The following is a 23,910-nucleotide window of genomic DNA, read 5'->3' as shown; positions in this document are numbered from 1 at the left end:
CTGCCGCGCCTCGGCGCCGGCGAACCCGACCTGCAGCGGATGATCGATGCGGCGAACGCGGGCGGCACGCCGTTGATGTTGCTGTACCTGGACATCGACCATTTCCGCTCGATCAACGAGAACATGGGCGTCGAGGTCGGCGACGAAGCGCTCGCCATCCTCAGCGACCGCCTGCAGCGCGCGCTCGGCCCCGAGGCACGCGCCTGGCGCCATGGCAGCGACGAATACATCGTGGCGGTGCCGCGCCAGCCGGGCGCGCTGGCGCCGGAGGCGTTCGGCGATTTCCTGCGCGAGCAGATCGAACTGCCGATGACGGTGCTGCCGTACACGCTGTTCCTGACCGGCACGCTGGGCATCGCGCTGTGCCCGGAACACGCCGACAACGCCTCCAGCCTGCTCCAGTGCGCCGAAAGCGCCATGGAACAGGCCAAGCACGAAGGCATGAACCTGGTGCGCCTGTACCGCCGCGGCGCCGCGATCACCGCGCGCAGCGACAGCATCATCGCGCGGCAGATCGTCAACGCCATCCAGCACAACGAACTGCGCCTGTTCTACCAGCCGCAGATCAACGCGCACGACGGCCGCGTGGTCGGCATGGAAACCCTGCTGCGCTGGTATTCGCCGGCGCTCGGCCTGCTGGTCCCGGAGCGCTTCATGCACGTGGCCGAGAAGCTCGGCGTGATCGTGCAGATCGGCGACTGGGTGCTGCGCAATGCCTTCAAGCAGGCGCGGGTCTGGCGCGACTGGGGTTTCGACGACTTCGAGATCGCAGTCAACGTCTCCACCCTGCAGCTGCTGCGCCCCAGCTTCGTCTCCGAAGTGCTGGAAGCGCTGCAGGAGGCCGGCATTCCCGCGCAGATGGTGGTGCTGGAAGTCCGCCAGAACGCCCTGGCCAAGGACATGAACCTGGTCCACCGGACCCTGGCCCAGCTGCATCGCGAAGGCGTGCGCCTGACCCTGGACGATTTCGGCATGGGCGATTCCAACCTGGATTCGCTGGTCCGCTTCTCGGTGGACAAGATCAAGATCGACCGCAATTTCGTGAAGGGCGTGCCCTCGGGCAACCGCGAGGTCGCCATCACCTGCGCCATCATCGCGATGGGCCACCAGCTCGGCATGAAGGTGATCGCGCACGGCGTGGAGACCGACATGCAGCTGGGCTTCCTGCGCCGCAACCAGTGCGACATGTTCCAGGGCCACCTGTTCGGCGAACCGATGACGGCCGAGGACGCGGGCGCGGTGCTGCGCCGCCGCTACCTGCGCGCGGACGCCTTCGCCGCGACCAAGCCCGACCGCACCCTGTTGCTGCTCGACGACGAAGAAAACATCCTGCGCTCGCTGGTGCGCCTGTTCCGCCGCGACGGCTACCGCATCCTGGCCGCCAGCAACGTCACCGATGCCTTCGAACTGCTTGCGACCAACGACGTGCAGGTGATCCTGTCCGACCAGCGCATGTCCGACATGAGCGGCACCGAGTTCCTCGGCCGCGTGCGCATGCTGTATCCGGACACCGTCCGCCTGGTGCTGTCGGGCTACACCGACCTGGCCACGGTCACCGAGGCGATCAACCGCGGCGAGATCTACCGCTTCCTGACCAAGCCGTGGAACGACGACGACCTGCGCGAACACATCCGCCAGGCCTTCACCACCCACGAGAACCTGCCGCACCACCGCGCCCATGCCTGAGGCGGCACCCTGGTGCCTGTACCTGCTGGAGTGCCGCAACGGCGCGTACTACGCAGGCATCACCAATCGGCTGGAAACGCGTTACGCCGCGCACGTGGCCGGCACGGGCGCAAAGTACACGCGGGCGAATCCGCCCGTGCAGGTGCTGGCCAGCCGCACGTATCCCGACCGCAGCGCGGCATCGCGCGCGGAAGCGCAACTCAAGCGATTGCCGCGGGCGAAGAAGCTCGCGTTTTTCGAGCCCGACGTTTCCCCTCTCCCTGCGAAGCGGGGAGAGGGTGCCGAAGGCGGGTGAGGGGCGAACGGAGACGATAAGCTCTGCCCGCCTACTGCTCTACGAGAAGCGCGATCACGCTCGCCCCTCATCCGCCCTCCGGGCACCTTCTCCCCGCCCCGCGGGGAGAAGGATCTCAAACCACGCGAGCCCGACGTTTCCCCTCTCCCTGCGAAGCGGGGAGAGGGTGCCGAAGGCGGGTGAGGGGCGAACGGAGACGATAAGCTCTGCCCGTCTACTGCTCTACAAGAAGCGCGATCACGCTCGCCCCTCATCCGCCCTCCGGGCACCTTCTCCCCGCCCCGCGGGGAGAAGGATCTCACGCCGCGTCGGTGGTCGGCTGGCGGATCGGCAGGGTGATGCGGAAGCACGCGCCGGCGCCGGGGATGTTGCGCGCCTCGATGCGGCCGTTGTGCTTCTTCACGATGCCGTAGGAAATCGACAGGCCCAGGCCCGTGCCGCTACCGACCGGCTTGGTGGTGAAGAACGGGTCGAAGATCTTCTGCAGGATCTCGTCCGGGATGCCGTGGCCGCTGTCCTGCACGTCGATCCACACCTCGTCGCCTTCCACGCCGGTGCTGACGGTGATGGTGCCGCGTTCGTCGATGGCGTGGCTGGCATTGAGCAGGATGTTCATGAACACCTGGTTCAACTCGGAAGGACGGCACTGCACCAGCGGCAGCTTGGCATAGTGCTTCTCCAGCGTGACCTTGTACTTGAGCTCGTTCCAGATGATGTTGATCGTGGAATCCAGGCCCGCGTGCAGGTCGGTCGATTTCCAGCTGTCGTCGCGGCCGGAATAGGAGAAGTCCTTGAGGTTGCGCACGATCGCGGTAACGCGCTCGATGCCCTCGCGCGACTCCGACATCAGCTGCGGCAGGTCGCCGGTGATGAAGTCGATGTCGTAGCGGTCCCGCATCTCCTGGATCTCGGGCAGCATCACTTTCGGGTCGGGCAGGCGCAGGGCGCGCTCGTAGACTTCGATCAGCGAGAACAGGCTGTGCAGGTACTCCTGCAGCGAGCCGAGATTGGAATGGACGTAACCGATCGGGTTGTTGATCTCGTGCGCCACGCCGGCCGCGAGCTGGCCGATGGAGGCCATCTTCTCGGACTGCACCAGCTGTTCCTGCGCGCCCGCCAACCGCACCAGCGTCTGACGCAGCTGTGCGTGACGGCGCTGCAATTCCTGCTGGCGCGCATGCGCTTCGCTGACATCGTGGAAGACGATCAGGCAATAGCCGCCGTCGCCGGTGTCGTGGCAGTACGCGCGCACCTGCAGGACCAGGCCGTCGGCCAGGGTCAGGTCGCCGTTCCAGCGACCCTCTTCGCGGGCCACGCGGATCGCCTCCGGCGGCAGCAAGGCCACCAGTGCGGCGAGCGCATCGCCCTGCTCCGGCACCAGCGCGCGGGCCGATGCATTCGCATGCATCGGACGGCCATCGCCACGGCACAACAGATAGCCGTCGTCCATCAGCTCGCCCAGGGCCATCAGGTCGGCAAAGCGCGGCGCCCGCTCAGGCGGGAAGGCGTCATCGGAAGGTTGCGGGGTCGGTGCGGTGGCCACGGTCGCGATCGGCGGCGGCGATGGGGGGCCAGTATCGTGCGGTGCCGGGGAGCCGGCAAGTTGCGGCGTCGCAGTTCGCGATGCCGGAGGTACGGTGCTCAGGCGACGGCCAGCGGACGGACCGCGGAGACCGCCGTGGTCTGGCCCTGCGCGTCGTAGGCGCCGGTGCTTTCGCTGCGGCCCAGGTGGCGCAATGCCCAGTTCACTTCGCGGCGGCGGCGCGCCAGCAGGATGCCGTTGGCATGGTTCAGTTCGGCCAGTTCGGCCAGGCGCGCCTGCAGTTCGGCGGGAAAGCCGAAGCCTGCGGCGGCGGCTTCCAGTGCACGCAGGGCATCGAGCTTCTCCTGCGTGGAGCGGACGAGCGCTTCCACGTCGTGCTCGACGATGGCGCGACGCTCCTCTTCCAGGGCCGCGGACAGTCGCTGGAGGGGCGCAGTGCTCATCCGGTTCAGCCGCCCAGTTGGTCTTCCAGGCCAAGCATGCCGTCGGCGATGGCCTCGGCATTGATCTGGTACGTGCCGGACTGCAGCGCTTCACGCACGGCCTGCACGCGGGCCTGGTCGATCGCCGGAGCGGTCGACAGTTCGCGCTGCACGGCCTGGAGGCTGGCGGCCTCGCCGGTCAGACGCAGGCTGTCGCTGCCGCCGCTGGCTTCCACCGGCTGCGAACGGTCGGCACCCGCCGGGGCGACACGGCCGCCCACGGGACCGGTGCTGCGTACGGCGGCGGGGGGAGTGCCTTCGATTTTCTGGCTCATGTTGGTTCACCTGTAACAGGGTTCATCGAGGTTATCGGCTGCGGCCACGCCAACTTTAGTGACGGATTCCACAGTTCCGCAGAAGGCCGGATTGTCGCCGGTTCTTCCACCCGGCGTCGGTATCGGCCCCCCGCCGGACAACTTGAGGGGACATGCGATTTTTTTTCATCGGCTGACCCAGACGTCGCCGCCCGGCCCCACCACGCCCTGCACGACCCGGCGGGACGACAGGTTTTCCACGGTCACCCGTTCGTTCTCGCCTGCATCTCCGAGCGCCTTGCCGACCACGCGCACTTCCACCCCGCCGCGGCGGGACACCAGGGCGACGTTGTCGCCACGGCGGATCAGGCGTTGCGCGACCAAGTCGGACGCCGACAGCACGGCACCGGCCGACAACGTGCGGCGCGCCACGCGGCCGACGGCCTGGGCGGGATCGGCCACGGCCGCACCGACGATGCGCGAAGCGTCGCGGGTTTCGGGAATGAAGGCATCGGCGGTGATCGTTTCGCCCGGCGCGATGCCACGGCTCAGCACCAGTACGGTCTGGCTGCGGCGCACGCGCACGGGTACGAACAGGCGCCAGCCGTCGGGACAGCTGACCTCCACGCTGTTGCTGCCCTGCACGCGCGCGACCAGCGACCCGCTGCAACGCGGCAGGCGCAGCGCGGGATCCAGCGTCGCTTCGGCGTCGGCGCCCGCGGGCATCGCCCCGAGCGCCGCGGCCTTGATGCTGTCGACCGGCTGGAAATCCGTCGCCAGGACGGCGCACGCGGTCAGTCCGCCGATCAGGGCGGTGGCGAGGCGCAGCAGCATGGGCGGGCTCCGTCGGTTCATCGGCGGAGGAGGTGCAAGGGGTGTGCCAGTTCACTCCCCTCTCCCCGCGTGCGGGGAGAGGGTGCCGAAGGCGGGTGAGGGGCGAGCGGAGACACGCTGCACGCGTGATCGATCACGGACAACAAGAAGGATCGCGCGCGCCCCTCATCCGCCCTTCGGGCACCTTCTCCCCGCTTGCGGGGAGAAGGAAACGATGTGCCTCCCCGCTGCGTGGAGTAAGGAAGCGATGCGCCCCCCGCCCGCTTGCAGAGAGAAGGGACGTTGCGGTGCCCTCAAGGGGTTGCCCTGGAGGCCGATATGCTGGACATGACCCAGGACCTGCTCAACCGCATCGACCAGCGCACCCGCCTGGCCGGCCACAACCGCCTCGCCCTGCTGCTGTTCCGCCTGGGCGGGCGTCAGCTTTTTGGCGTCAACGTCTTCAAGGTGCAGGAAGTCCTGCGCCGGCCCGAGCTGTTCCAGCTGCCGGGCCTGCCCACCGAATTCGTCGGCGTCGCCGATGTCCGTGGCCGCTCGGTGCCCGTGCTGGACCTCGGCCTGAGCATCCGCCACCCCGAGCGCGACCCCAGCCCCGAGAACGCCCCGAACTACCTGGTCGTCACCGAGTTCAACCGCTCCATCCAGGGCTTCCTGGTCAGCGGCGTGGAGCGCATCGTCAACATCGCGGTGGAAGACATCCATCCCCCACCGGAACTGGGCGCGGAAAACAGCTTCCTGACCGCCGTGACGCGCTTCCAGGGCGAACTGATCCAGGTGATCGACGTGGAAAGCGTGCTGGCCGACATCTGCCAGTCGCGCATGGATGCCACCCTCGCCCCCGAAATGGCACTGTCGCCGGATGCCCCGCCGATGCAGGTGCTGGTGGTCGACGATTCCCGCGTGGCACGCTCGCAGATCCGCAGCGTGCTGGAGCAATTGGGCGTCACCGCTACCCTGCTCTCCGACGGCCGCCAGGCGTTGGACCACCTCTTGCAGGTGCACGCCGCCGGTGAGAACCCGGCCGAGCGGTATGCGATGGTCATCTCCGACATCGAGATGCCGGCCATGGACGGCTACACCCTGACGACGGAAATCCGGCGCCACCCGGGCCTGGCCGGCCTGTACGTGCTGCTGCACACCTCGCTGTCGGGCGTGTTCAACAACGCCATGGTCGAGCGCGTGGGCGCCAATGCCTTCGTGGCGAAGTACAGCCCGCACGAGCTGGCCGAGCACGTGCTGTTCCGGCTGAACCAGGTGGCCGCCGCGCAGATGGCGGCGTAAAGCGCCCCTCATCCGCCCTCCGGGCACCTTCTCCCCGCACCGCAGGGAGAAGGAAGAACACGTTCTGGCACACGCCTTGCAGCATCCCCGGCAACGGTCTGCCGGAGCGGTGCCATGTCCAATCCCATCTCCAATTACCTGGGCGTCCATGCCGCGGCGCTGCCGCTGCGTGAGCAGCGCATGCAGCTGATCGCCAGCAACCTGTCCAACGCGGACACACCCAACTTCAAGGCCAAGGACCTCAACTTCCAGGCCGCCCTGGAGCAGGCCGCCGCCAAGGCCTCGCCGCTGCAGACCACCCACGAGCAGCACCTCACTCTGCTCGATGCCGGCCCACGCGTGTTCGAGCGCGCCGGCGTACAGCCCAGCCTGGACGGCAACACCGTCGATGCCGACACCGAGCGCGCCGCCTATGGCCGTGCCGCGCTGGAGTACCGCGCCTCACTGAGCTTCATCGAATCCAAGGTGCGCACGATGCTCACCGCCATCACCGGCCAGTAAGGGGACGCGCCATGAGCAACCTGCCCATCTTCGACGTCGCCGGCTCCGCGCTGCAGGCGCAGTCGGTGCGCTTGAACACGATCGCCAGCAATCTTTCCAACGCGGATTCCATCGCGTCTTCGCCGGAAGCGGTCTACAAGCCGCTCGAACCGATCTTCCAGGCCCGCCCGCTCAACGCGGACGGGTCGCTGACGTCGGTGCAGGTGAAGGAAATCACCCAGAGCGACGCACCGCCGATCAAGCGCTACGAGCCCGGCCACCCGATGGCCGACGCCGATGGCTATGTGTATGCGCCGGACGTGGATCCGGTTGCGCAGATGGTCAACCTGATCTCCGCTTCGCGCGGTTACCAGGCGGGCGTGGAAGTACTGAACACCGCCAAGGAACTCGCCCTGGCCACCCTGACCATGGGCCGCTGACGCCCCGCCGACTGAGCGAACACGCACATGACCACCGTCAACGGCGATCCCTTCGCCGCGATCAACACCAGCACCACCGGCACCGCGACCACGGCGAAGAAAGCCGACACGCTGGGCCAGGCCGACTTCATGCGGCTGATGACCCAGCAGCTGGCCAACCAGGATCCGCTGAAGCCGCTGTCCAACAGCGAGTTCGTCGCCCAGTTGGCGCAGTTCTCCACCGTGCAGGGCATCAGCGACCTCAATTCCACCGTCACCGGCTTCACCGCCGCACTCACCGGCGACCAGGTGCTCAAGGGCGCCTCGCTAGTGGGCCACTCCGTCGTGGTGCCCTCGGATTCGGTGGCCCTCCCGGCCACGGGCACGACCACCGGCCTGGTGATGGCGCCGGGCGCCGGCAAGGTGACCTTCGAGATCACCGACGCCAGCGGCGTGGTGGTGGACACCATCGAAGTCGATGCCACCGCCAAGGGCGAGACCGCGTTCTCGTGGGATGGCGTGAAGGCCAACGGTGAGCGGGCACCCGAGGGCACCTACTCGATCAAGGCCACCCACACGGCCACCGACGGCACCGCCACCGCACTCAACACCTACGTCGATGCCACCGTCGACAGCGTGACCATCGGCTCCGATGGGCTGTACCTCAACCTGCCCGGCCTGGGCACCGCCCCGCTCGACTACGTGCTGCGCATCGGCAAGTCGGCGATCTGACACCCACGCTCCCACCGTACCCCGCAAGGAGTCTTCCATGGCATTCAACAGCTCGCTGTCCGGCATGAGGGCGGCCAATGCCGACCTCAACGTCACGTCCCACAACATCGCCAACGTCAACACGACCGGCTTCAAGGAGTCGCGCGCGGAGTTCGCCGAGGTGTTCTCCACCACCGGCTACGGCCTGACGCGCAACAACATCGGTGCGGGCGTGCGCCTGTCCAACGTGGCCCAGCAGTTCTCGCAGGGCGACATCAACCAGACCGGCCGCTACCTGGACATGGCGATCGACCGCGAAGGCTTCTTCACGGTCAGCAACAACGGCACCAACGTCTACACGCGCGCAGGCAACTTCCAGCGCGACCCCAACGGCTACGTCACCACGCCGGAAGGCTACCGCCTGCAGGTGTTCCCGCCGCGCGCCGACGGCGTGGGTTTCGACACCGGCAACATGACCGACCTGCGCCTGCTGACCACCGACAGCCCGCCGTCGCCGACCACCAACGTCGAACTCGGCGTCACCCTGCCCGGCAACGCCGCGCAGCCGACGATCACGCCGTTCTCGCCGACGGACAGCGCCAGCTACAACGAGACCACCTCGGTCACCGTGTACGACTCGCTGGGCGTGGCCCACCAGCAGACCGTCTACTACGTGAAGACGCCGAACCCGAACGAATGGAACATGCACGTCTACGTGGACGGCACCTCGATGGGCGCGGCGACTCCGGTGCAGTTCGACAACAACGGCGCGCTCACCGCGCCGACCAACGGCCAGGTCGCACTGGCGCCGTTCACGCCGAGCACCGGCGCGGGCGTGCTGAACATGACGCTCGACATCAGCGGCACCACCCAGTACGGCGAGCAGTTCTCCAAGCGCATCCAAAACCAGGATGGCTACGCCACCGGCAAGCTCAACGAATTCAGCGTGTCGGAAACCGGCGTGGTCTACGCCCGCTACTCCAACGGCGTGGACCGTGCGCTGGGCCAGGTGGCGCTGGCCAACTTCTCCAATCCGCAGGGCCTGGTGTCGCAGGGCAACAACACCTGGACGCACAGCTACGCCTCGGGCGAGCCGCGCATCGGTGCGCCGGGCACCTCCGACTTCGGCCAGGTAGCCTCGGGCGCGCTCGAAGCCTCGACGGTCGACCTGACCGAGCAGCTGGTCAACATGATCGTGGCGCAGCGCAATTTCCAGGCGAACTCGCAGGCGCTGTCCACCCAGGACCAGATCACCCAGGCGGTGATCAACATCCGTTGATGACAAGGGAACGGGGAACCGGGAACCGGGAATGAAAGTTTCCGGAAGTCCTTGAGTACACCGACCCCGTAACGGTTCATTCCCCGTTCCCTGCTCCCACCCCATCACTCTTCCCGGACCCTCGCTGCCATGGACAAAGCCCTCTACGTCGCCATGACCGGCGCCCGCGCCTCACTGCAGGCGCAGGGCACCGTGTCGCACAACCTGGCCAACGTGGACACCAAGGGCTTCAAGGCCCCGCTGGCCGGCACCGAGGCGTTCAAGATCCAGGGCGAAGGATTCCCTTCACGCGTGGACGCGGTGTTGATCGATCCCGGCTTCGACGGCCGCACCGGTTCGCAGATGGTCACCGGCCGGTCGCTGGATATGTCGTTGCAGCCGAACCGCTGGCTGGCCGTGCAGGCCGCCGACGGCGGTGTGGCCTATACGCGCAACGGCGAGCTGAGCGTCACGCCGAACGGCCAGCTGGTCACGGCCGGCGGCCGCGCGGTGCTGGACGACAACGGCAATCCGATCGCGGTGCCGCCGGCGCAGTCGATCGATGTCGGCGCCGATGGCACGGTCTCGATCGTGCCGCAGGGCGAAGGCCCGCAGACGATGGCGATCGTCGGCCGCATGCGCATCGTGGAAGCCGCGCAGTCGCAACTGGCGCGTGGCGGCGATGGCCTGATGCGGCCGTCGGATCCGCAGGCACCGGCCCTGGCGCCGGCGACGGGCAACAGTCTGACGGTCGGTGTGCTGGAAGGCAGCAACGTGGATGCGGCCGGTGCGCTGGTGCAGATGATCCAGTTGCAGCGGCAGTTCGAGATGCAGGTGAAGGTGATCCGCACGGGCGACGAGATGGCGCAGTCGTCGAACCAGTTGCTGCGGTTGGGTGGTTGATCAACAAGCACCATGAGCGCGATGCGCTCATGGATTCTGAGCGCACGACGTTCGCTCGTTGGATGCGTTCAGTCGGTTCAAGCATGGTGCCGCTCGCCGCGGAGGCCGCCGCGGAGGCATTCTTTCTTTGCTTGTGCAAAGAAAGAATCAAAGAAACACACCCCAGGCGGCACGCCCTGCGCTTCGCTCCGGGTCCGCGAGCGGGCCGGGAATTTCCGTAAGGCACATCCATGTGCCATACGGAAACGCCGTCATCCATGACGGCGCCCTTCGGGTTTTACCCGCCCCACTCGCCGTGCCTCATGGGGACCCGAAGGCAACATCAACGGCAAAGACACGCGCTGATCTTTCAGTTGCGGCTCTCGGGGCCCCTGAGGTCCGGCAGTCACGGCGGGTAAAACCCGCAGGGCGGCGCACAGGACGTGCGCCGTTTTCGTATGGGGCAGGATGCCCCTTACGAAAATTCCCGCCGGGACTGCGCACCCGCCGCATGCGGCGGGCGGACCGCCGGGGTGTGTTTCTTTTGCCTACTTTTCTTTGCACAAGCAAAGAAAAGTAGGGCCCCCGCGGCCAGCGGCGCCATGCCAGCCCGCCAATAAGCTTACCGGCCCCGCCGCCCGCCATCTTTCCGCCACACAGGCCCGGCGCCTGCGCCGGACTTACGGCGCCCGTTTCGGCACAGGACTTGCCTGAGAGGGGGCGAGGAACCGTATCGCGCGGTTCCACCCCTTCACCCGCGAGGAACCACGCCATGAACCAAGCCCTCTGGGTCGCCAAGACCGGACTGGACGCGCAACAGACGCGCATGTCCGTGGTCTCCAACAACCTGGCGAACGCCAACACCAACGGCTTCAAGCGCGACCGCGCCAGCTTCGAAGACCTCCTGTACCAACAGGTCCGCCAACCCGGCGGCTCCACCTCCTCCCAGACCCAACTGCCGTCCGGCCTGCAACTCGGCACCGGCGTGCGCGTCGTATCGACCTCCAAGGACTTCCAGCAGGGCAACCCGCAACAGACCGGCCGCTCGCTGGACGTCATGGTCAACGGCCGCGGCTTCTTCGAAGTGCTGCTGCCCGACGGCTCGCCGGCCTACACCCGCGACGGCTCGTTCCAGATCAACGCCCAGGGCGAACTGGTCACCAACAGCGGCTACCCCGTGCAGCCCGGCATCCAGGTGCCCGAAGGCGCGCAGTCGATGACCATCGGCAACGACGGCACCGTCAGCGTAACGATGGCGGGCCAGGCGCAGGCGCTGGAAATCGGTTCGCTGACGCTCACCGACTTCGTCAATCCGTCCGGCCTGCAGGCCAAGGGCGAGAACCTCTACGTCGAGACCACCGCCTCCGGCCCCGCGCAGAACGGCACCCCCGGCCTCAACGGCCTGGGCAGCGTCGTGCAGGGCTCGCTGGAAGGCTCCAACGTCAACGTCGTGGAAGAGCTGGTGAGCATGATCGAAACCCAGCGCGCCTACGAAATGAACGCCAAGGCCATCTCCACCACCGACTCCATGCTCGGTTACCTCAACAACAACGTCTGATCCGCCTGACGCTCCCTTCATCGAGGCTCGCCATGAAGCGCTCCACGTCCGCCACCACCCTCGCCTGCGCCCTGGTCCTGTTGCCCGGTTGCGCGCGCTATTACGGCGACGTGCGTCCCTACGCACCGATGCAGCCCATCCAGCCGGTGGTCGCCGCGCAGGCGCCGGCCACGGGCGGTTCCATCTACCGCGCGGGTCCCGGCCTGAATCTGTACGCCGACCGTCGCGCGCGCGACGTGGGCGACCTGCTGACGATCAACCTGGTGGAGAACACCACCGCGCAGACCTCGGCCACCACCTCGGTGGACAAGCAGAGCGAAGTCAGCCTGGCCGCACCCAACATCGCCGGTGCACCGCTCACGCTCAACGGCCGCGACCTGCTCAGCGCATCGATCAATGGCGACCGCGGTTTCAGCGGCGCCGGCAACAGCGCGCAGAGCAACAAGCTGCAGGGCAGCGTGACGGTCACCGTGATCCAGCGCCTGCCCAACGGCAACCTCGTCGTGCAGGGCCAGAAGAACATGCGCCTGAACCAGGGCGACGAGCTGGTGCAGATCCAGGGCATCGTCCGCCCGGCCGACATCAATCCGGACAACAGCATCTCCTCCGGCAAGGTCGCCGACGCACGCATCGCCTACGGCGGCCGCGGCGCGATCGCGCAGTCCAACTCGATGGGCTGGCTGGGCCGCTTCTTCAACTCTCCGATCTTCCCGAACTGAGCATCGTGATGGACGCCAACGAAGCCAACCGCGCTGCACCGGCACCCGCGAAGAAGCCGCGCCGCATCGACACCTACACGCTGCTGGGCCTGCTGGCCTGGATCGGCCTGGTGCTGATCTGCCTGGCACCGGCTGCGCGCGCCGAGCGCATCAAGGATCTTGCCCAGGTCGGCGGCGTGCGCAGCAATCCGCTGGTCGGCTACGGCCTGGTCGTCGGCCTCGACGGCACCGGCGACCGCACCAGCCAGGCGCCCTTCACCGTACAGAGCCTGAAGAACATGCTGGGCGAACTGGGCGTCAACGTCCCGGCCAACGTCAATCCGCAGCTGAAGAACGTCGCGGCGGTCGCCATCCATGCCGACCTGCCCGCCTTCGCCAAGCCGGGCCAGCCGATCGACATCACCGTGTCTTCCATCGGCAACGCCACCTCGCTGCGCGGCGGCAGCCTGCTGATGGCGCCGCTGCGCGGTGCCGACGGCGAGGTCTACGCGATCGCCCAGGGCAACCTGGTGGTCGGCGGCTTCGGCGCGCAAGGCAAGGACGGCTCGCGCGTGTCGGTCAACGTGCCCAGCGTGGGCCGCATCCCGAACGGCGCCACCGTCGAGCGCGCGATCCCCAATGCGCTGGACAGCGGCGAAGGCACCATCACGCTGAACCTGCACCGCGCCGACTTCACCACGGTGTCGCGCATGGTCGCGGCGCTGGAGCAGAACTTCGGCGCCGGCAATGCCTATGCGCTGGATGCGGTCACCGTCGCCGTGCGCGCGCCCGCCGACATCTCGCGCCGGGTGAATTTCCTCGCCCAGATCGAGAACCTGGAACTCACCCCCGGCAGCGCGCCGGCCAAGGTCATCGTCAACGCGCGCACCGGCACCGTGGTGATCGGCGCGCAGGTGAAGGTGATGCCGGCGGCGGTCACGCACGGCTCGCTGACCGTGACGATCACCGAATCGGCGAACGTCAGCCAGCCGAACGAATTCTCGCGCGGCGGCACCACCGTGGTGACCCCGCAGTCCAGCGTGTCGGTCAGCCAGGAAGGCAACCGCATGTTCAAGTTCGAAGGCGGCACCTCGCTGGACGAGATCGTCCGCGCGGTGAACGAAGTCGGTGCCGCACCCGGCGACCTGATCGCGATCCTGGAAGCCCTGAAGCAGGCCGGCGCCTTGCGCGCGGAGCTCGAGGTGATCTGACATGGCCAGTGCCCCGCTCAGCGCCCTCACTCCCTCACTGCCGCTGGCCGACGCCAGCGCGAAGGCCGTCAACGCGCGCATCCACGAAGTCGCGCGCAAGCTCGAGGGCCAGTTCGCGCAGATGATGATCAAGTGCATGCGCGAGGCGGGCTTCGGCGATTCGCTGTTCCCGGGCGAGAACCAGGTCTTCCGCGACATGTACGACCAGCAGATCGCCACCGCGATGTCGCAGGGGCGTGGCCTGGGGCTCGCGCCGATGATCGCGCGCCAGCTGGGCGCCACCGATGCGGCCACGCCCGCCGTGCCCGCCACCACCGCGCTGTCGGCGTACAAGCGCCTGCTGCCCGGCACCGACGCCGATTCCATGTTCGACGCCATCGCCGGCCGCGGTATCGGCAGCAGCGCGCAGGCGTCGTCCGGCATGCCGGATACGATCACCCTCGACACCATCACCGTGCGCCCCGATGCGGCATGCGACGACGTCGAACAGGTCGCCTCGGCCGACCCGTCCCAGTACGCCCGCAATACGCCGGAACGCTTCGTCGCCGAGATCTGGGACCACGCGAAGCAGGCCGCGAAGGAACTCGGCGTCGATCCGCGCGCGCTCGTCGCGCAGGCGGCGTTGGAAACCGGCTGGGGCAAGCGCCAGATCAAGACCGGCGACGGCGACAGCGCGCACAACCTGTTCGGCATCAAGGCCACCGGCTGGAAGGGCGAGCGCGCCCGCACCGCCACCCACGAGTACACGAACGGCGTGAAGCACACCGAGACCGCGGACTTCCGCGCCTATGCCTCGCCTGCCGAGAGCTTCGCCGACTACGTGCGGATGCTGAAGAACAACCCGCGTTACCAGCAGGCGCTGTCGGCCGGCAAGGACATCGTGGGCTTCGCCCGCGGCCTGCAGCGCGCCGGCTACGCGACCGACCCGACCTACGCCAACAAGATCGCCTCCATCGCCAACGGCCCCACGCTGGGCAAGGTGCTGTCGACGATCGGCACCACGGTGGCCGGCCCGGTCGGCAATGCCGTGGGCAACGCGATCGGCAACGCGCTGCGGCGCTGACCAGGGGATAACGCATGTCGAACCTTCTCGCCACCGGCAGCAGCGCCCTGATCGCGTTCCAGCGGGCGCTGTCGACCGTCGGCCACAACGTCGCCAACATCAACACGCCGGGCTACTCGCGCCAGCGCACCGAGTTCGAAGCACGTGACGGTACGTACTTCGGATACGGCTACCAGGGCAACGGCGTGCAGATCGTCGATGTGCGCCGGATGGCCGACTCGCTGGCCACCTCGCGCCTGCTCGACAGCGGCGGCGAACTCTCGCGCCTGCAACAGCTGTCGGTGATGTCCACGCGCCTGGACCAGCTGTTCTCCGAGAAAGCCACCGGCATCAGCGCGCCGTGGTCGAGCTTCTTCGATTCGGTCAACGCGCTGTCGTCGAATGCGGCCGGCTCGGCCGACCGCGAAAGTGTGCTCGCGCAGGCGAACGCACTGGTCACCCGCTTCCGCCAGATCGACCAGCACCTCGACGGCCTGGACACCGAGGTCAACGCCGGCCTCACCGCCGCGACGGGCGAAGTGAACCGGCTGGCCAAGGAAATCGCCCAGCTCAACGGCCAGATCGGCGGCAGCAGCAGCCCCTCGGGCGACCTGCTGGACCGTCGCGACCAGCTGATCACCGAACTCGTCGCCTTCACCGGTGGCAATGCGATCACCCAGGACGGCGGGCTGGTGAACGTCTTCAGCGCGGGCGGCCAACCGCTGGTGGTCGGCACCTCCGCCAGCACGCTGGTCACCGTGGCCGATCCGTATCGCCCGGAACGCCTGCAGGTCGCGCTGGAAACCAATGGCCAGCGCGTGACGCTCGACAAGCGCGCGCTCGGCGGCCAGATCGGTGGCCTGGTCGAGTTCCGCACCACCGTGCTGGACCCGGCGATGGCCGAACTCGGCCGCGTCGCCACGTCGCTCGCGCAGACCTTCAACGAAGGCCACCGCGCGGGCATGGACCAGTACGGGCAGATGGGTGCGGACTTCTTCACCCTGCCCGCCCCGCGCATTTCGTCCAACGCCAACAACGCCGGCAACGCCACCCTGACCACCTCGGTCGGCAGCGTGGCCGGCCTCAATGCCCAGAACGTGCTGCTGCGCTTCGACGGCACCGGCTGGGTGGCGACGCATCCGGATACCGGCGCCAGCATCCCGACGACGGGCACCGGCACCGCTGCCGATCCGCTGGTGGTCAACGGCATCGAAGTCGTGCTCGCTTCCGGCACGCCGGCGACCAACGACCGCTTCCTGCTGCAGCCCACCGCCGGCGCGGCCGGCAGCCTGAGCGTGGCGATCACCGACCCCAGCCGCATCGCCGCCGCGACGCCGGTGAAGGCCACCACCGACCTGACCAACACCGGCACCGGCAAACTCAGTGGCCTGAAGGTCACCGACGCCGCGAACGCCGGCCTGCTGGCGCCGGTCGACATCGAGTTCATCGACGCCACCCAGTACACGATCAACGGCACCGGCCCGTTCGCCTACACACCGGGCCAGACCGTCGCCTACAACGGCTGGAGCGTGGTGCTCGACGGCGCGCCCGCCGCCGGCGACACCTTCAGCGTGGGCCCGACCGGCGCCAACTCCAGCGACAACGGCAACGCCAAGCTGCTGGCCAACCTGGACGACGCGCGCGTGCTCAACGGCGGCACGCTGACGCTCAACGGCGCGATCGGCGGGCTGACCACGCAGGTCGGTTCCGCAGCGCGCCAGGCGGATTACTCCGCGCAGGCGCAGCAGGTCATCCACGACCAGGCGCAGGCCGCGCGCGATGCGATTTCCGGCGTGAACCTGGACGAAGAAGCCGCCGACCTGATGCGCCTGCAGCAGGCCTACCAGGCGGCGTCGCAGATCATCGCCACCGCCGACACGCTCTTCCAATCCCTCCTGGCCGCGACCCGCCGATGAACTACCGCATCTCCACCGGCATGATGTACCAGCAGTCGATCACGACGATGCTGGCCAAGCAGGCGAAGCTGGCGCACACGCAGCAGCAATTGGCCAGCGGCCAGCGCCTGGTCACCGCGAAGGACGATCCCGTGGCCGCCGGCACGGCCGTCGGCCTGGACCGCGCCGTGGCCGAACTCGAGCGTTTCGGCTTGAACGCCAACGCCGTGCAGAACCGCCTGGGCTTGCAGGAAAACGCGCTGACCCAGGTCGGCGATGCGATGGCGCGCGTCAACGAACTCGTCATCCAGGCCAACAACGCCGCGATGGGCGAAGACAGCCGCAAGGCGATCAGCACGGAGCTGAAGGCGATCTACGCCGGCCTGCTCGACCTGGCCAACAGCACCGACGGCGCCGGGCGCTATCTGTTCGGCGGCACCAGCGACGGCAGCGCGCCGTTCGCGATTTCCGGCGGCAGCGTGATCTACAGCGGCGACCAGACCCAGCGGCAGGTGGAAGTGGCGCCGGACATGTTCGTCGCCGACACGCTGCCGGGCAGCGAGGTGTTCCTGCGCCTGCGCACGGGTGATGGCCGCATCGACGGTCAGGCCGCCGCGGGCAACACCGGTACCGGCCTCCTGATGGGCTTCAGCGTCACCGATTCCACGGCCTGGGACGGCGGCACCTACACGCTCAGCTTCGGCGCCGGCGACACTTACCAGGTACTGGACAGCGGCGGCAATCCGGTTGCCTCCGGCACCTACGCCAAGGGCGAAAGCATCGCCTTCGCCGGCGTGCAGATGAAGATCGACGGGCAACCGGCCAACGGCGACAGCTTCACCCTCGGCCCGGCCGGCTCGCGCGACATCTTCGCCACGGTGCAGGGGCTGATCACCACGCTGGAGAGCAACCCCACCACCGACGCGCAGCGCGCCGCCATGCAGAACAACCTGCAAGCCGCGATGCGCGACGTGGCCACCGCGCAGAGCAAGATGATCGACGCGCGCGCCAGCGGCGGCGCGCAGCTGTCGGCCATCGACGATGCGGCGGCGCTGCGCGAAGCGAACAACGTCACCCTGCAGGGCACGCTGTCCACCCTGCGCGACCTGGACTGGGCCGAGGCCATCGGCCGCTACCAGATGGAGAACACCGCATTGCAGGCCGCGCAGACGGTCTTCATGCAGATGCAGTCGCTGTCGCTGTTCAAGCTGATGGGCTGACGACGGCGCACGCCCCCCTTTTCAAGCAGTCCTTGCCCTCACGCCGCGATCCCTCGCGGCGATTTTTTCTTTGCTTTCTGTAGGAGCGACGTAAGTCGCGACCGTGCAGCGTCGTGGCCCGGAGTGCGTCTGCAACATGCGCTAACTGACCGTCATTGCTTACCGAGCGTGCGGTCGCGACTTACGTCGCTCCTACAGGGATTCTCCTCAGGCGGGCCGCACCCGGAACACCACACTGATCCTCGCGCCCTGCGCGCGCCGCGTCTTCGGGATCCCATGCTCGTGCGTGGTCTGCGAGGCATGGCTCATCGTGTGCTTTTCCTTCTCCCCGCATGCGGGGAGAAGGTGCCCAGAGGGCGGATGAGGGGCTAGCGCGGTACTGGATCAGGCGCAGGACCCATCATCTCTCCGCTCGCCCCTCACCCGCCTTCGNGGCTAGCGCGGTACTGGATCAGGCGCAGGACCCATCATCTCTCCGCTCGCCCCTCACCCGCCTTCGGCACCCTCTCCCCGCTGCGCAGGGAGAGGGGCGCTATCGGGCCGCACCCGGAACACAACACTGATCCTCGCACCCTGCGCGCGCCGCGTCTTCGGGATGCCATGCTCGTGCGTGGTCTGCGAGGCATGGCTCATCGTGTGCTTTTCCTTCTCCCCGCACGCGGGGAGAAGGTGCCCAGAGGGCGGATGAGGGGCTAGCGCGGTACTGGATCAGGCGCAGGACCCATCATCTCTCCGCTCGCCCCTCACCCGCCTTCGNGCTAGCGGGGAGAAGGTGCCCAGAGGGCGGATGAGGGGCTAGCGCGGTACTGGATCAGGCGCAGGACCCATCATCTCTCCGCTCGCCCCTCACCCGCCTTCGGCACCCTCTCCCCGCTGCGCAGGGAGAGGGGCTCTATCGGGCCGCACCCGGAACACCACACTGATCCTCGCGCCCTGCGCGCGCCGCGTCTTCGGGATCCCATGCTCGTGCGTGCTCTGCGAGGCATGGCTCATCGACAGCACGCTGCCCGGCGCGAGATCCACCGCCAGCGTCTCGCGACGGCCTCCACGGGCGCGGATCAGCATGCGCCGTGGCGCGCCCAGCGACACCAGGGTGATCGGATGGCCCGCCGCCACGGTATGCAGCTTGTCGCCGTGCATGGCGACGCTGTCGTGGCCGTCGCGGTACAGGTTCATGCCGATGCGCGAGTACGGCGCGGGCGCACGCGCCTGCACGCAGGCCAGCAGATGCGTCAGCGGCAGGTCGGCCGGCAGCGCATCGACGGCGTAGTTCGCCAGCAGCCGCGGCACGTCGACGATGCGGTCGTACATCGGGCGCTGCAGGTGCGTCCAGGCCGCGCCCGCGTGCAGCAGATCGAACCAGCGTCGTGCGGTCGCGGCGTCGATGGCGTCCGGCCAGTAACGGATGCCGCCTTCGGCATCGTCCACCAGCGGCACCATCGCGGGGGCGAACAGGTCGTCGGCCAGCGAGGAAAGCGCGTGCATCGTCGTCCTCAGTGGAAATCGCGCGAACTGGTCTGCAGCTCGCCCAGAAGATGACTGAAGTCGTGCAGGTCGTGGGCGATCAGGTGACGCACGCCATCGACGTGCTCCCAGCGTCCCCGCACGCCCAGCAGGCGCGCACCCAGCAGGGCCTTGCGCCGGCGTTCGGCGATGCGGGCCCAGACCACCACATTGACCACGCCATGCTCGTCTTCCAGGGTGACGAAGATGACGCCGCTGGCTGTCCCCGGCCGCTGGCGCTGGGTGACGATGCCGGCCACGTGCACACCCCGTCCGTGTGGCAGGTCCTGCAACTGGCGCGAATCGACCACGCGCTGCTGGCGCAGCCGCTCTCGCAGCAACGCCAGCGGATGCACGCCCAGCGTCAGTCCGGTAACGCGGTAATCCGACAGCACGTCTTCGACCGGGCTCGGCGCGGGGAGCACGATCTCGTCCTCGTCGGGACTTCCGGGCAACAGCGGGCGCTGGCGCTCGACGCCGGACACCGCCCAGCGCGCTGCATGGCGATGGCCGGCCAGCGCCTGCAGCGCGCCCGCTTCCGCCAGCGCATGCCGGGCCTTTTCATCCAGGTTCGCGCGCAGGCAGAGGTCGCGCACGTCGGCGAACGGCCGCTGCGCGCGGGCCGCGACGATCGCATTCGCCGTCGCCTCGGACAGGCCGTTGACCTGGCGCATGCCCAGCCGCAATGCGGCCTGCCCGCCATCGTCCTGTCGGATGCGCGCATGCCCGCCTTCCAGCGTGTTGTCCCACGCGCTGCAGGTCACATCGACCGGGCGCACTTCGATGCCGACCCGCCCGCCCTGCCCTCGACGCGCGTCCTGCACGATCTGGCTGGCCGAATAGAACCCCATCGGCTGCGCATTGAGCAGCGCGCAGACGAAAGCCGCCGGCTCGTGCCGCTTCAGCCAGCAACTGATGTAGACCAGCTTGGCGAACGAGGCCGCGTGGCTTTGCGGGAAGCCATAGGAACCGAAGCCCTTGATCTGCTCGAAGATCTGGTCGATGAAGTCGGATGAATAGCTCTTCTCTTCCATCAACCGACGGATCTTGTCGCGATGCGGCGCCATGTCGCCGCCCCTGCCCCAGGCCGCCATCGAACGGCGCAGACCGTCGGCTTCGGACGGTGTGTAGCCGGCATGGATCACCAGTTCCATCACCTGTTCCTGGAACAGCGGAATGCCGAGCGTGTTGCCGAGGATGGCCTCGATGCCCTCTGACGGATACGTCACCGGCTCCTTGCCCTGCCGTCGCCGCAGGTACGGATGCACCATGCCGCCCTGGATGGGGCCGGGGCGCACGATGGCCACTTCGATCACCAGGTCGTAGAAATTCTTCGGCTTCAGCCGCGGCAGCATGCTCATCTGCGCGCGCGACTCGATCTGGAACACGCCGACGGTGTCGGCGGCCTGGATCATGGCGTAGGTGGGGCCGTCCCCTGCAGGCGGCGCATGCGCCAGGTCGATCGTGTAACCGCGGTGCTTCGCCACCAGGTCCACGGCCTTCTGGATGCAGGTCAGCATGCCGAGGGCCAGGCAATCGACCTTGAGCAGCTTCATCGTCTCCAGGTCGTCCTTGTCCCACTGGATGATGGTGCGGTCGTCCATCGCCGCGTTTTCCACCGGCACGACCTCGGACAGCGGTCCGTCGTTGATGACGAAGCCACCGACATGCTGAGAGAGATGGCGCGGATGCCCGCGCAGCTGCGTCGTCACCGCCAGTACGCGGTGGATCAGCGGGTTCTCCGGATCGAACCCGGCTTCGCGCAGGCGCTGTTCCATCGGCGTCTCGCCATTGCCCCAGCCGAAGCATTCGGCCAGCAACGCGATCTGGTCCGGCGGCAGGCCGAATGCCTTGGCCACGTCGCGCACCGCGCTCTTGCCGCGATAGCGGATGACGGTGGCGGCCAGCGCCGCACGGCGGCGACCGTACTTGCCATAGACGTACTGCAGCACTTCCTCGCGCCGCGCGTGTTCGAAATCGACATCGATGTCCGGCGGTTCGCCGCGTTCCTCAGACAGGAAGCGCGCCATCAGCAGCCGGCTTTCGGCCGGATTCACCACGGTGATGCCCAGTGCGAAGCAGACCGCCGAATTGGCCGAGGAACCACGGCCCTGGCACAGGATGTCCTTCGACCTGGCGAAGCGGACGATGTCCTCGACCGTCAGGAAGAACGCTTCGTACTTCAACCGGGCGATGAGCGCGAGCTCCTCGTCGATCTGCGCGACGATCGCCGGTGGCACGCCGTCCTTCCAGCGTTCCCGCATACCCCGCTCGGTCAGCGCGCGCAGCCAGCTGGCCGGCGTGTGGCCGTCCGGCACCAGTTCGGCCGGATAGCGATAGCGCACTTCATCCATCGAGAACGTGCAGCGCCGCGCCAGCGCGGCCGCCCCTTCGAGCAGCGCATGCGGATGGATGTTGCCCAATGCCCGCCGCGTGCGCAGATGGCGTTCGCCGTTGCGGAACAGGTGCCCGCCGCACTCGGCCAGCGGCACCGTATGGCGGATCGCCGTCATCGTGTCCTGCAACACCCGCTGCCGGCGCACGTCCATGTGCACGTCGCCGGCGGCCACGGCCTGCATCGCCAGCCGTGCCGACAGATCAAGCAGTTGCTGAAGACGTGCGGCATCGTCCTGCTCCCGATGCAGCTCCACCGCCAAGTGCGCACGCGCGCCGAACACCTGTTGCAGCCAACGCCCCTGCGCTTCGTCCGGCATGCGCGCCGGCAGCCACAGCGCGAACAGCCCGCCCGCTTCCGGATCGCCCTCGCCCAGCACCCGCTCCACATCCTGTCGGGTCAACGCATACGTGCCCTTCGGGCTCGCGCGGCGCGCGGTGGTGATCACCTCGCACAGGCGCGCATACCCTGCGAGGGTTTCCACCAGCAGCACGCACTTCAGGCCGCACTTCAAGGTGAACTCACTGCCGACGATCAGCTTCAGCCCCGTGGCGCGCGAGGCTTCCAGTCCGCGCACGATGCCGGCCAGCGAGCATTCGTCGGTGATCGCCAGCGCGTCGTAACCGCAATGCCTGGCGCGGACGAACAGCGCCTCCGCACTGGAGGCGCCACGCAGGAAAGAGAAATCCGACAGGCAGTGCAGTTCGGCATAGGCCGGCAGGCCGTCGGCGGCGGGTGCGTCGTCGTTGGCCGCCGCATGCGCGCGCAGACGGTGCGCGGTCTCCCAGGCGCGTGGTACGTGCGCGCCCGGGTAGTCGCCGCGTTCCTCGTCGCGGCTCACGCAAACCACCCGTGCAGCATCCAGCCGGCCTGCTCGCCCGGCGGCGCGAAGGCCCAGGCGCGCTGGCCCTGCGAGGTCTCCAGCACGTAATAGTCGCGGCGCGCGTCCTCGCCGTCCCACCAGCCGCTTTCCAGCCGCTCCGGGCCGGAGACGATGCGCGGATGCGGATCGCGCAGCGGCACCGGTTGCGGCAGCAGCCAGGTCGGTCGCGGCGGACGCAGCGGCGCCTGCTCGATGCGTCCGCCATCGCCCTGCACGCGTCGCCACGCGCGTTCCGGGCGTGGATCGCCGGCCGGTGCCACGCGGTGCACCGCCTCATCGCCCAGGCGCGCACGCAGGCGTTCGCGCAACTGCGGCCACGGCAGTTGCTGCTGCGGTCGCGTATCGAACAGATCGCGCGCAGCCGGCACGAACGGCGGCAGTTCGCGCGCCAACAGGCGCACGCCCACCACCGGCTGCGCGATCTGCACGCGCTCCAGGCGGTTGCGGGTGAGTTCGAACAGCATCGCCGGCTCGCGCTCGGCGGCCAGCAGGCCCACCTCGACATCGGTGTGGCCCTCCTCGTGCTCCAGCCGCAGGACGAAGCGCTGCACGCCCCCGTCGCGGATGGACAGGTAGGTGCACAGATCGCCGATCAGGCGCCGGAGCGGAAACAGCAGCGCCATGTGGCTCTCGACTTCGTAGCCGAGTTCGATGCGCGCATCGAAGTGGTCCGGTGGCGCGTAGTACGCCAGTGCGTCGTCGGCCTGGCCGTACAGGCGATCCAGGTGGTCGAGCACCGGCAGGCCGAAGCGACGACGCAGGCTGTCGCGCGGCAGGCCGCGCAGCGTGCGCAGGTCGCGGATACCCATGCGGTGCAGGCGCTCGCCGGTGTCGTCCGGCAGGCGCGCACGGCGCACCGGCACGCGGTCCAGCATGTCCGCCATCGCCGCCGGCTGCATCACCGCCAGTCCGTCGCGCAGGCCGGCGAACACATGCGCCGCGCGCGGCGTGGGCGCGAGCGCGAGGCGATGCTGGAAACCCAGCAGCCCGAGTTCCTCGCGCAGCCGCGCCTCGATGCGCGGCCAGGGCCCCAGCAAACGAAAACTGGCGCGCACCTCCAGCACCAGGCAGCCCGGCCACTGCGCGCTGACCAGCGAGCTATGGCGATATGCCCAGGCGGCGAGGAAACGCTGCCAGCGCGCTTCGGCCGGCGGATCGTGTTCGACCATCGCGAACTCCGGCAGCAGCGCGTGCGCTGCCGTCAGCCGCATGCCGGCCCGCAGGCCCGCCTGCGCGGCAGCGGCATTCACCGCATGCAGGGTACGCAGTTGCACGGCACCGCCGACCAGCGCCAGCGGCGCATCGGGGTCAGGCAAACGCCGGAGGACGGCGTCCAGCGCCAGCTGCGGCAGCAGTACACAGGCCCAGAGCATATGCGGG

General features: G+C 68.4%; 21 protein-coding genes and 1 pseudogene. 14 read left to right on the top strand and 8 right to left on the bottom strand.

Annotation, left to right across the window (positions count from 1 at the left end; translation table 11 throughout):
• Positions 1-39: 39 nt before the first annotated feature.
• Positions 40-1,686 carry an EAL domain-containing protein gene (locus tag ASD72_RS16660; RefSeq protein WP_081420418.1) on the top strand — a complete coding sequence of 549 codons (1,647 nt, stop codon included), beginning with the start codon at positions 40-42 and terminating at the stop codon, positions 1,684-1,686.
• Positions 1,679-1,981: a GIY-YIG nuclease family protein gene (locus tag ASD72_RS16655; RefSeq protein WP_056881045.1), complete on the top strand. Its 303-nt coding sequence runs from the start codon at positions 1,679-1,681 to the stop codon at positions 1,979-1,981. The genes ASD72_RS16660 and ASD72_RS16655 overlap by 8 nt, the downstream gene beginning before the upstream one ends.
• 298 nt (positions 1,982-2,279) lie before the next feature.
• On the opposite strand, the gene ASD72_RS16650 is transcribed toward ASD72_RS16655, so the two are convergent.
• The 4 genes from ASD72_RS16650 to flgA all read right to left on the bottom strand — a co-directional run bounded on the left by ASD72_RS16650 (position 2,280) and on the right by flgA (position 5,094).
• Complete coding sequence (locus ASD72_RS16650) at positions 2,280-3,449, bottom strand: ATP-binding protein (RefSeq protein WP_056881044.1); 1,170 nt, start codon at positions 3,447-3,449, stop codon at positions 2,280-2,282.
• 173 nt (positions 3,450-3,622) lie between these two features.
• Positions 3,623-3,967 (bottom strand): flagella protein, encoded by a 345-nt coding sequence (locus ASD72_RS16645; protein WP_056881043.1) that lies wholly within the window; start codon positions 3,965-3,967, stop codon positions 3,623-3,625.
• Positions 3,968-3,972: 5 nt separating this feature from the next.
• Positions 3,973-4,281, bottom strand: coding sequence for a flagellar biosynthesis anti-sigma factor FlgM (gene flgM, locus ASD72_RS16640; RefSeq protein ID WP_056881042.1), 309 nt, complete (start codon positions 4,279-4,281; stop codon positions 3,973-3,975).
• 165 nt (positions 4,282-4,446) lie between these two features.
• Positions 4,447-5,094 carry a flagellar basal body P-ring formation chaperone FlgA gene (gene flgA / locus ASD72_RS16635; protein WP_155944705.1) on the bottom strand — a complete coding sequence of 216 codons (648 nt, stop codon included), beginning with the start codon at positions 5,092-5,094 and terminating at the stop codon, positions 4,447-4,449.
• Positions 5,095-5,421: 327 nt separating this feature from the next.
• Between flgA and ASD72_RS16630 the strand changes: the two genes are divergently transcribed.
• The 12 genes from ASD72_RS16630 to flgL all read left to right on the top strand — a co-directional run bounded on the left by ASD72_RS16630 (position 5,422) and on the right by flgL (position 17,749).
• A complete protein-coding gene (locus tag ASD72_RS16630; RefSeq protein WP_056881101.1) occupies positions 5,422-6,375 on the top strand; it encodes a chemotaxis protein in 954 nt (317 codons plus the stop codon).
• A gap of 114 nt (positions 6,376-6,489) precedes the next feature.
• Entirely contained in the window at positions 6,490-6,876 is a 387-nt protein-coding gene (flgB, locus tag ASD72_RS16625; RefSeq protein ID WP_056881041.1) for a flagellar basal body rod protein FlgB, read from the top strand.
• A gap of 11 nt (positions 6,877-6,887) precedes the next feature.
• A complete protein-coding gene (gene flgC, locus ASD72_RS16620) occupies positions 6,888-7,295 on the top strand; it encodes a flagellar basal body rod protein FlgC (RefSeq protein WP_056881040.1) in 408 nt (135 codons plus the stop codon).
• A gap of 27 nt (positions 7,296-7,322) precedes the next feature.
• Positions 7,323-8,006, top strand: a complete 684-nt coding sequence (locus ASD72_RS16615) for a flagellar hook capping FlgD N-terminal domain-containing protein (protein WP_056881039.1) — start codon at positions 7,323-7,325, stop codon at positions 8,004-8,006.
• Between the two features lie 37 nt (positions 8,007-8,043).
• Positions 8,044-9,264 carry a flagellar hook protein FlgE gene (flgE, locus tag ASD72_RS16610; protein WP_056881038.1) on the top strand — a complete coding sequence of 407 codons (1,221 nt, stop codon included), beginning with the start codon at positions 8,044-8,046 and terminating at the stop codon, positions 9,262-9,264.
• A gap of 129 nt (positions 9,265-9,393) precedes the next feature.
• Entirely contained in the window at positions 9,394-10,146 is a 753-nt protein-coding gene (locus ASD72_RS16605) for a flagellar basal body rod protein FlgF (RefSeq protein ID WP_056881037.1), read from the top strand.
• Between the two features lie 751 nt (positions 10,147-10,897).
• Positions 10,898-11,683 carry a flagellar basal-body rod protein FlgG gene (flgG, locus tag ASD72_RS16600; RefSeq protein ID WP_056881036.1) on the top strand — a complete coding sequence of 262 codons (786 nt, stop codon included), beginning with the start codon at positions 10,898-10,900 and terminating at the stop codon, positions 11,681-11,683.
• 32 nt (positions 11,684-11,715) lie between these two features.
• Positions 11,716-12,402: a flagellar basal body L-ring protein FlgH gene (gene flgH / locus ASD72_RS16595; RefSeq protein ID WP_056881035.1), complete on the top strand. Its 687-nt coding sequence runs from the start codon at positions 11,716-11,718 to the stop codon at positions 12,400-12,402.
• Between the two features lie 8 nt (positions 12,403-12,410).
• Positions 12,411-13,592: a flagellar basal body P-ring protein FlgI gene (locus ASD72_RS16590; protein ID WP_081420402.1), complete on the top strand. Its 1,182-nt coding sequence runs from the start codon at positions 12,411-12,413 to the stop codon at positions 13,590-13,592.
• A 1-nt stretch (position 13,593) separates the two neighbouring features.
• Positions 13,594-14,655, top strand: a complete 1,062-nt coding sequence (gene flgJ, locus ASD72_RS16585; RefSeq protein ID WP_081420401.1) for a flagellar assembly peptidoglycan hydrolase FlgJ — start codon at positions 13,594-13,596, stop codon at positions 14,653-14,655.
• A gap of 14 nt (positions 14,656-14,669) precedes the next feature.
• The gene (flgK, locus tag ASD72_RS16580) at positions 14,670-16,550 is read left to right on the top strand and encodes a flagellar hook-associated protein FlgK (RefSeq protein ID WP_056881034.1); all 1,881 of its coding nucleotides are present in this window, start codon (positions 14,670-14,672) and stop codon (positions 16,548-16,550) included.
• Positions 16,547-17,749: a flagellar hook-associated protein FlgL gene (gene flgL / locus ASD72_RS16575; RefSeq protein WP_056881033.1), complete on the top strand. Its 1,203-nt coding sequence runs from the start codon at positions 16,547-16,549 to the stop codon at positions 17,747-17,749. Before flgK ends, flgL begins: the two co-directional genes overlap by 4 nt.
• Before the next feature lie 207 nt (positions 17,750-17,956).
• On the opposite strand, the pseudogene ASD72_RS21090 reads toward flgL, so the two are convergent.
• From ASD72_RS21090 to ASD72_RS16560, 4 genes and pseudogenes are all read right to left on the bottom strand, one after another.
• A pseudogene (locus ASD72_RS21090) lies at positions 17,957-18,058 on the bottom strand (alpha-ketoglutarate-dependent dioxygenase AlkB); the annotation flags it as partial.
• 537 nt (positions 18,059-18,595) lie between these two features.
• The gene (locus ASD72_RS16570; RefSeq protein WP_056881032.1) at positions 18,596-19,234 is read right to left on the bottom strand and encodes an alpha-ketoglutarate-dependent dioxygenase AlkB; all 639 of its coding nucleotides are present in this window, start codon (positions 19,232-19,234) and stop codon (positions 18,596-18,598) included.
• An 8-nt stretch (positions 19,235-19,242) separates the two neighbouring features.
• Positions 19,243-22,488 carry an error-prone DNA polymerase gene (locus ASD72_RS16565; protein ID WP_081420400.1) on the bottom strand — a complete coding sequence of 1,082 codons (3,246 nt, stop codon included), beginning with the start codon at positions 22,486-22,488 and terminating at the stop codon, positions 19,243-19,245.
• Complete coding sequence (locus ASD72_RS16560) at positions 22,485-23,903, bottom strand: DNA polymerase Y family protein (RefSeq protein WP_056881030.1); 1,419 nt, start codon at positions 23,901-23,903, stop codon at positions 22,485-22,487. The genes ASD72_RS16565 and ASD72_RS16560 overlap by 4 nt, the downstream gene beginning before the upstream one ends.
• Positions 23,904-23,910: the final 7 nt, after the last annotated feature.

This window comes from Pseudoxanthomonas sp. Root630, assembly GCF_001427585.1.
Classification (GTDB): Bacteria; Pseudomonadota; Gammaproteobacteria; order Xanthomonadales; family Xanthomonadaceae; genus Pseudoxanthomonas_A.
Note: the sequence above shows the minus strand (reverse complement) of the source record. Positions and strands in the feature narration are given on the sequence as shown.

Bases quoted from the DNA above. Each gene is read 5' to 3' on its own strand.
- ASD72_RS16615 (WP_056881039.1), top strand. From the start codon at position 7,323: ATGACCACCGTCAACGGCGATCCCTTCGCCGCGATCAACACCAGCACC.
- ASD72_RS16560 (WP_056881030.1), bottom strand. From the start codon at position 23,903: ATGCTCTGGGCCTGTGTACTGCTGCCGCAGCTGGCGCTGGACGCCGTC.
- ASD72_RS16650 (WP_056881044.1), bottom strand. From the start codon at position 3,449: ATGGCCCTGGGCGAGCTGATGGACGACGGCTATCTGTTGTGCCGTGGC.
- flgA (WP_155944705.1), bottom strand. From the start codon at position 5,094: ATGCTGCTGCGCCTCGCCACCGCCCTGATCGGCGGACTGACCGCGTGC.
- flgJ (WP_081420401.1), top strand. From the start codon at position 13,594: ATGGCCAGTGCCCCGCTCAGCGCCCTCACTCCCTCACTGCCGCTGGCC.
- ASD72_RS16605 (WP_056881037.1), top strand. From the start codon at position 9,394: ATGGACAAAGCCCTCTACGTCGCCATGACCGGCGCCCGCGCCTCACTG.
- flgC (WP_056881040.1), top strand. From the start codon at position 6,888: ATGAGCAACCTGCCCATCTTCGACGTCGCCGGCTCCGCGCTGCAGGCG.
- ASD72_RS16660 (WP_081420418.1), top strand. From the start codon at position 40: ATGATCGATGCGGCGAACGCGGGCGGCACGCCGTTGATGTTGCTGTAC.
- ASD72_RS16570 (WP_056881032.1), bottom strand. From the start codon at position 19,234: ATGCACGCGCTTTCCTCGCTGGCCGACGACCTGTTCGCCCCCGCGATG.
- flgL (WP_056881033.1), top strand. From the start codon at position 16,547: ATGAACTACCGCATCTCCACCGGCATGATGTACCAGCAGTCGATCACG.
- ASD72_RS16645 (WP_056881043.1), bottom strand. From the start codon at position 3,967: ATGAGCACTGCGCCCCTCCAGCGACTGTCCGCGGCCCTGGAAGAGGAG.
- flgE (WP_056881038.1), top strand. From the start codon at position 8,044: ATGGCATTCAACAGCTCGCTGTCCGGCATGAGGGCGGCCAATGCCGAC.
- ASD72_RS16655 (WP_056881045.1), top strand. From the start codon at position 1,679: ATGCCTGAGGCGGCACCCTGGTGCCTGTACCTGCTGGAGTGCCGCAAC.
- flgM (WP_056881042.1), bottom strand. From the start codon at position 4,281: ATGAGCCAGAAAATCGAAGGCACTCCCCCCGCCGCCGTACGCAGCACC.
- flgB (WP_056881041.1), top strand. From the start codon at position 6,490: ATGTCCAATCCCATCTCCAATTACCTGGGCGTCCATGCCGCGGCGCTG.
- flgG (WP_056881036.1), top strand. From the start codon at position 10,898: ATGAACCAAGCCCTCTGGGTCGCCAAGACCGGACTGGACGCGCAACAG.
- flgK (WP_056881034.1), top strand. From the start codon at position 14,670: ATGTCGAACCTTCTCGCCACCGGCAGCAGCGCCCTGATCGCGTTCCAG.
- flgH (WP_056881035.1), top strand. From the start codon at position 11,716: ATGAAGCGCTCCACGTCCGCCACCACCCTCGCCTGCGCCCTGGTCCTG.
- ASD72_RS16590 (WP_081420402.1), top strand. From the start codon at position 12,411: ATGGACGCCAACGAAGCCAACCGCGCTGCACCGGCACCCGCGAAGAAG.
- ASD72_RS16630 (WP_056881101.1), top strand. From the start codon at position 5,422: ATGACCCAGGACCTGCTCAACCGCATCGACCAGCGCACCCGCCTGGCC.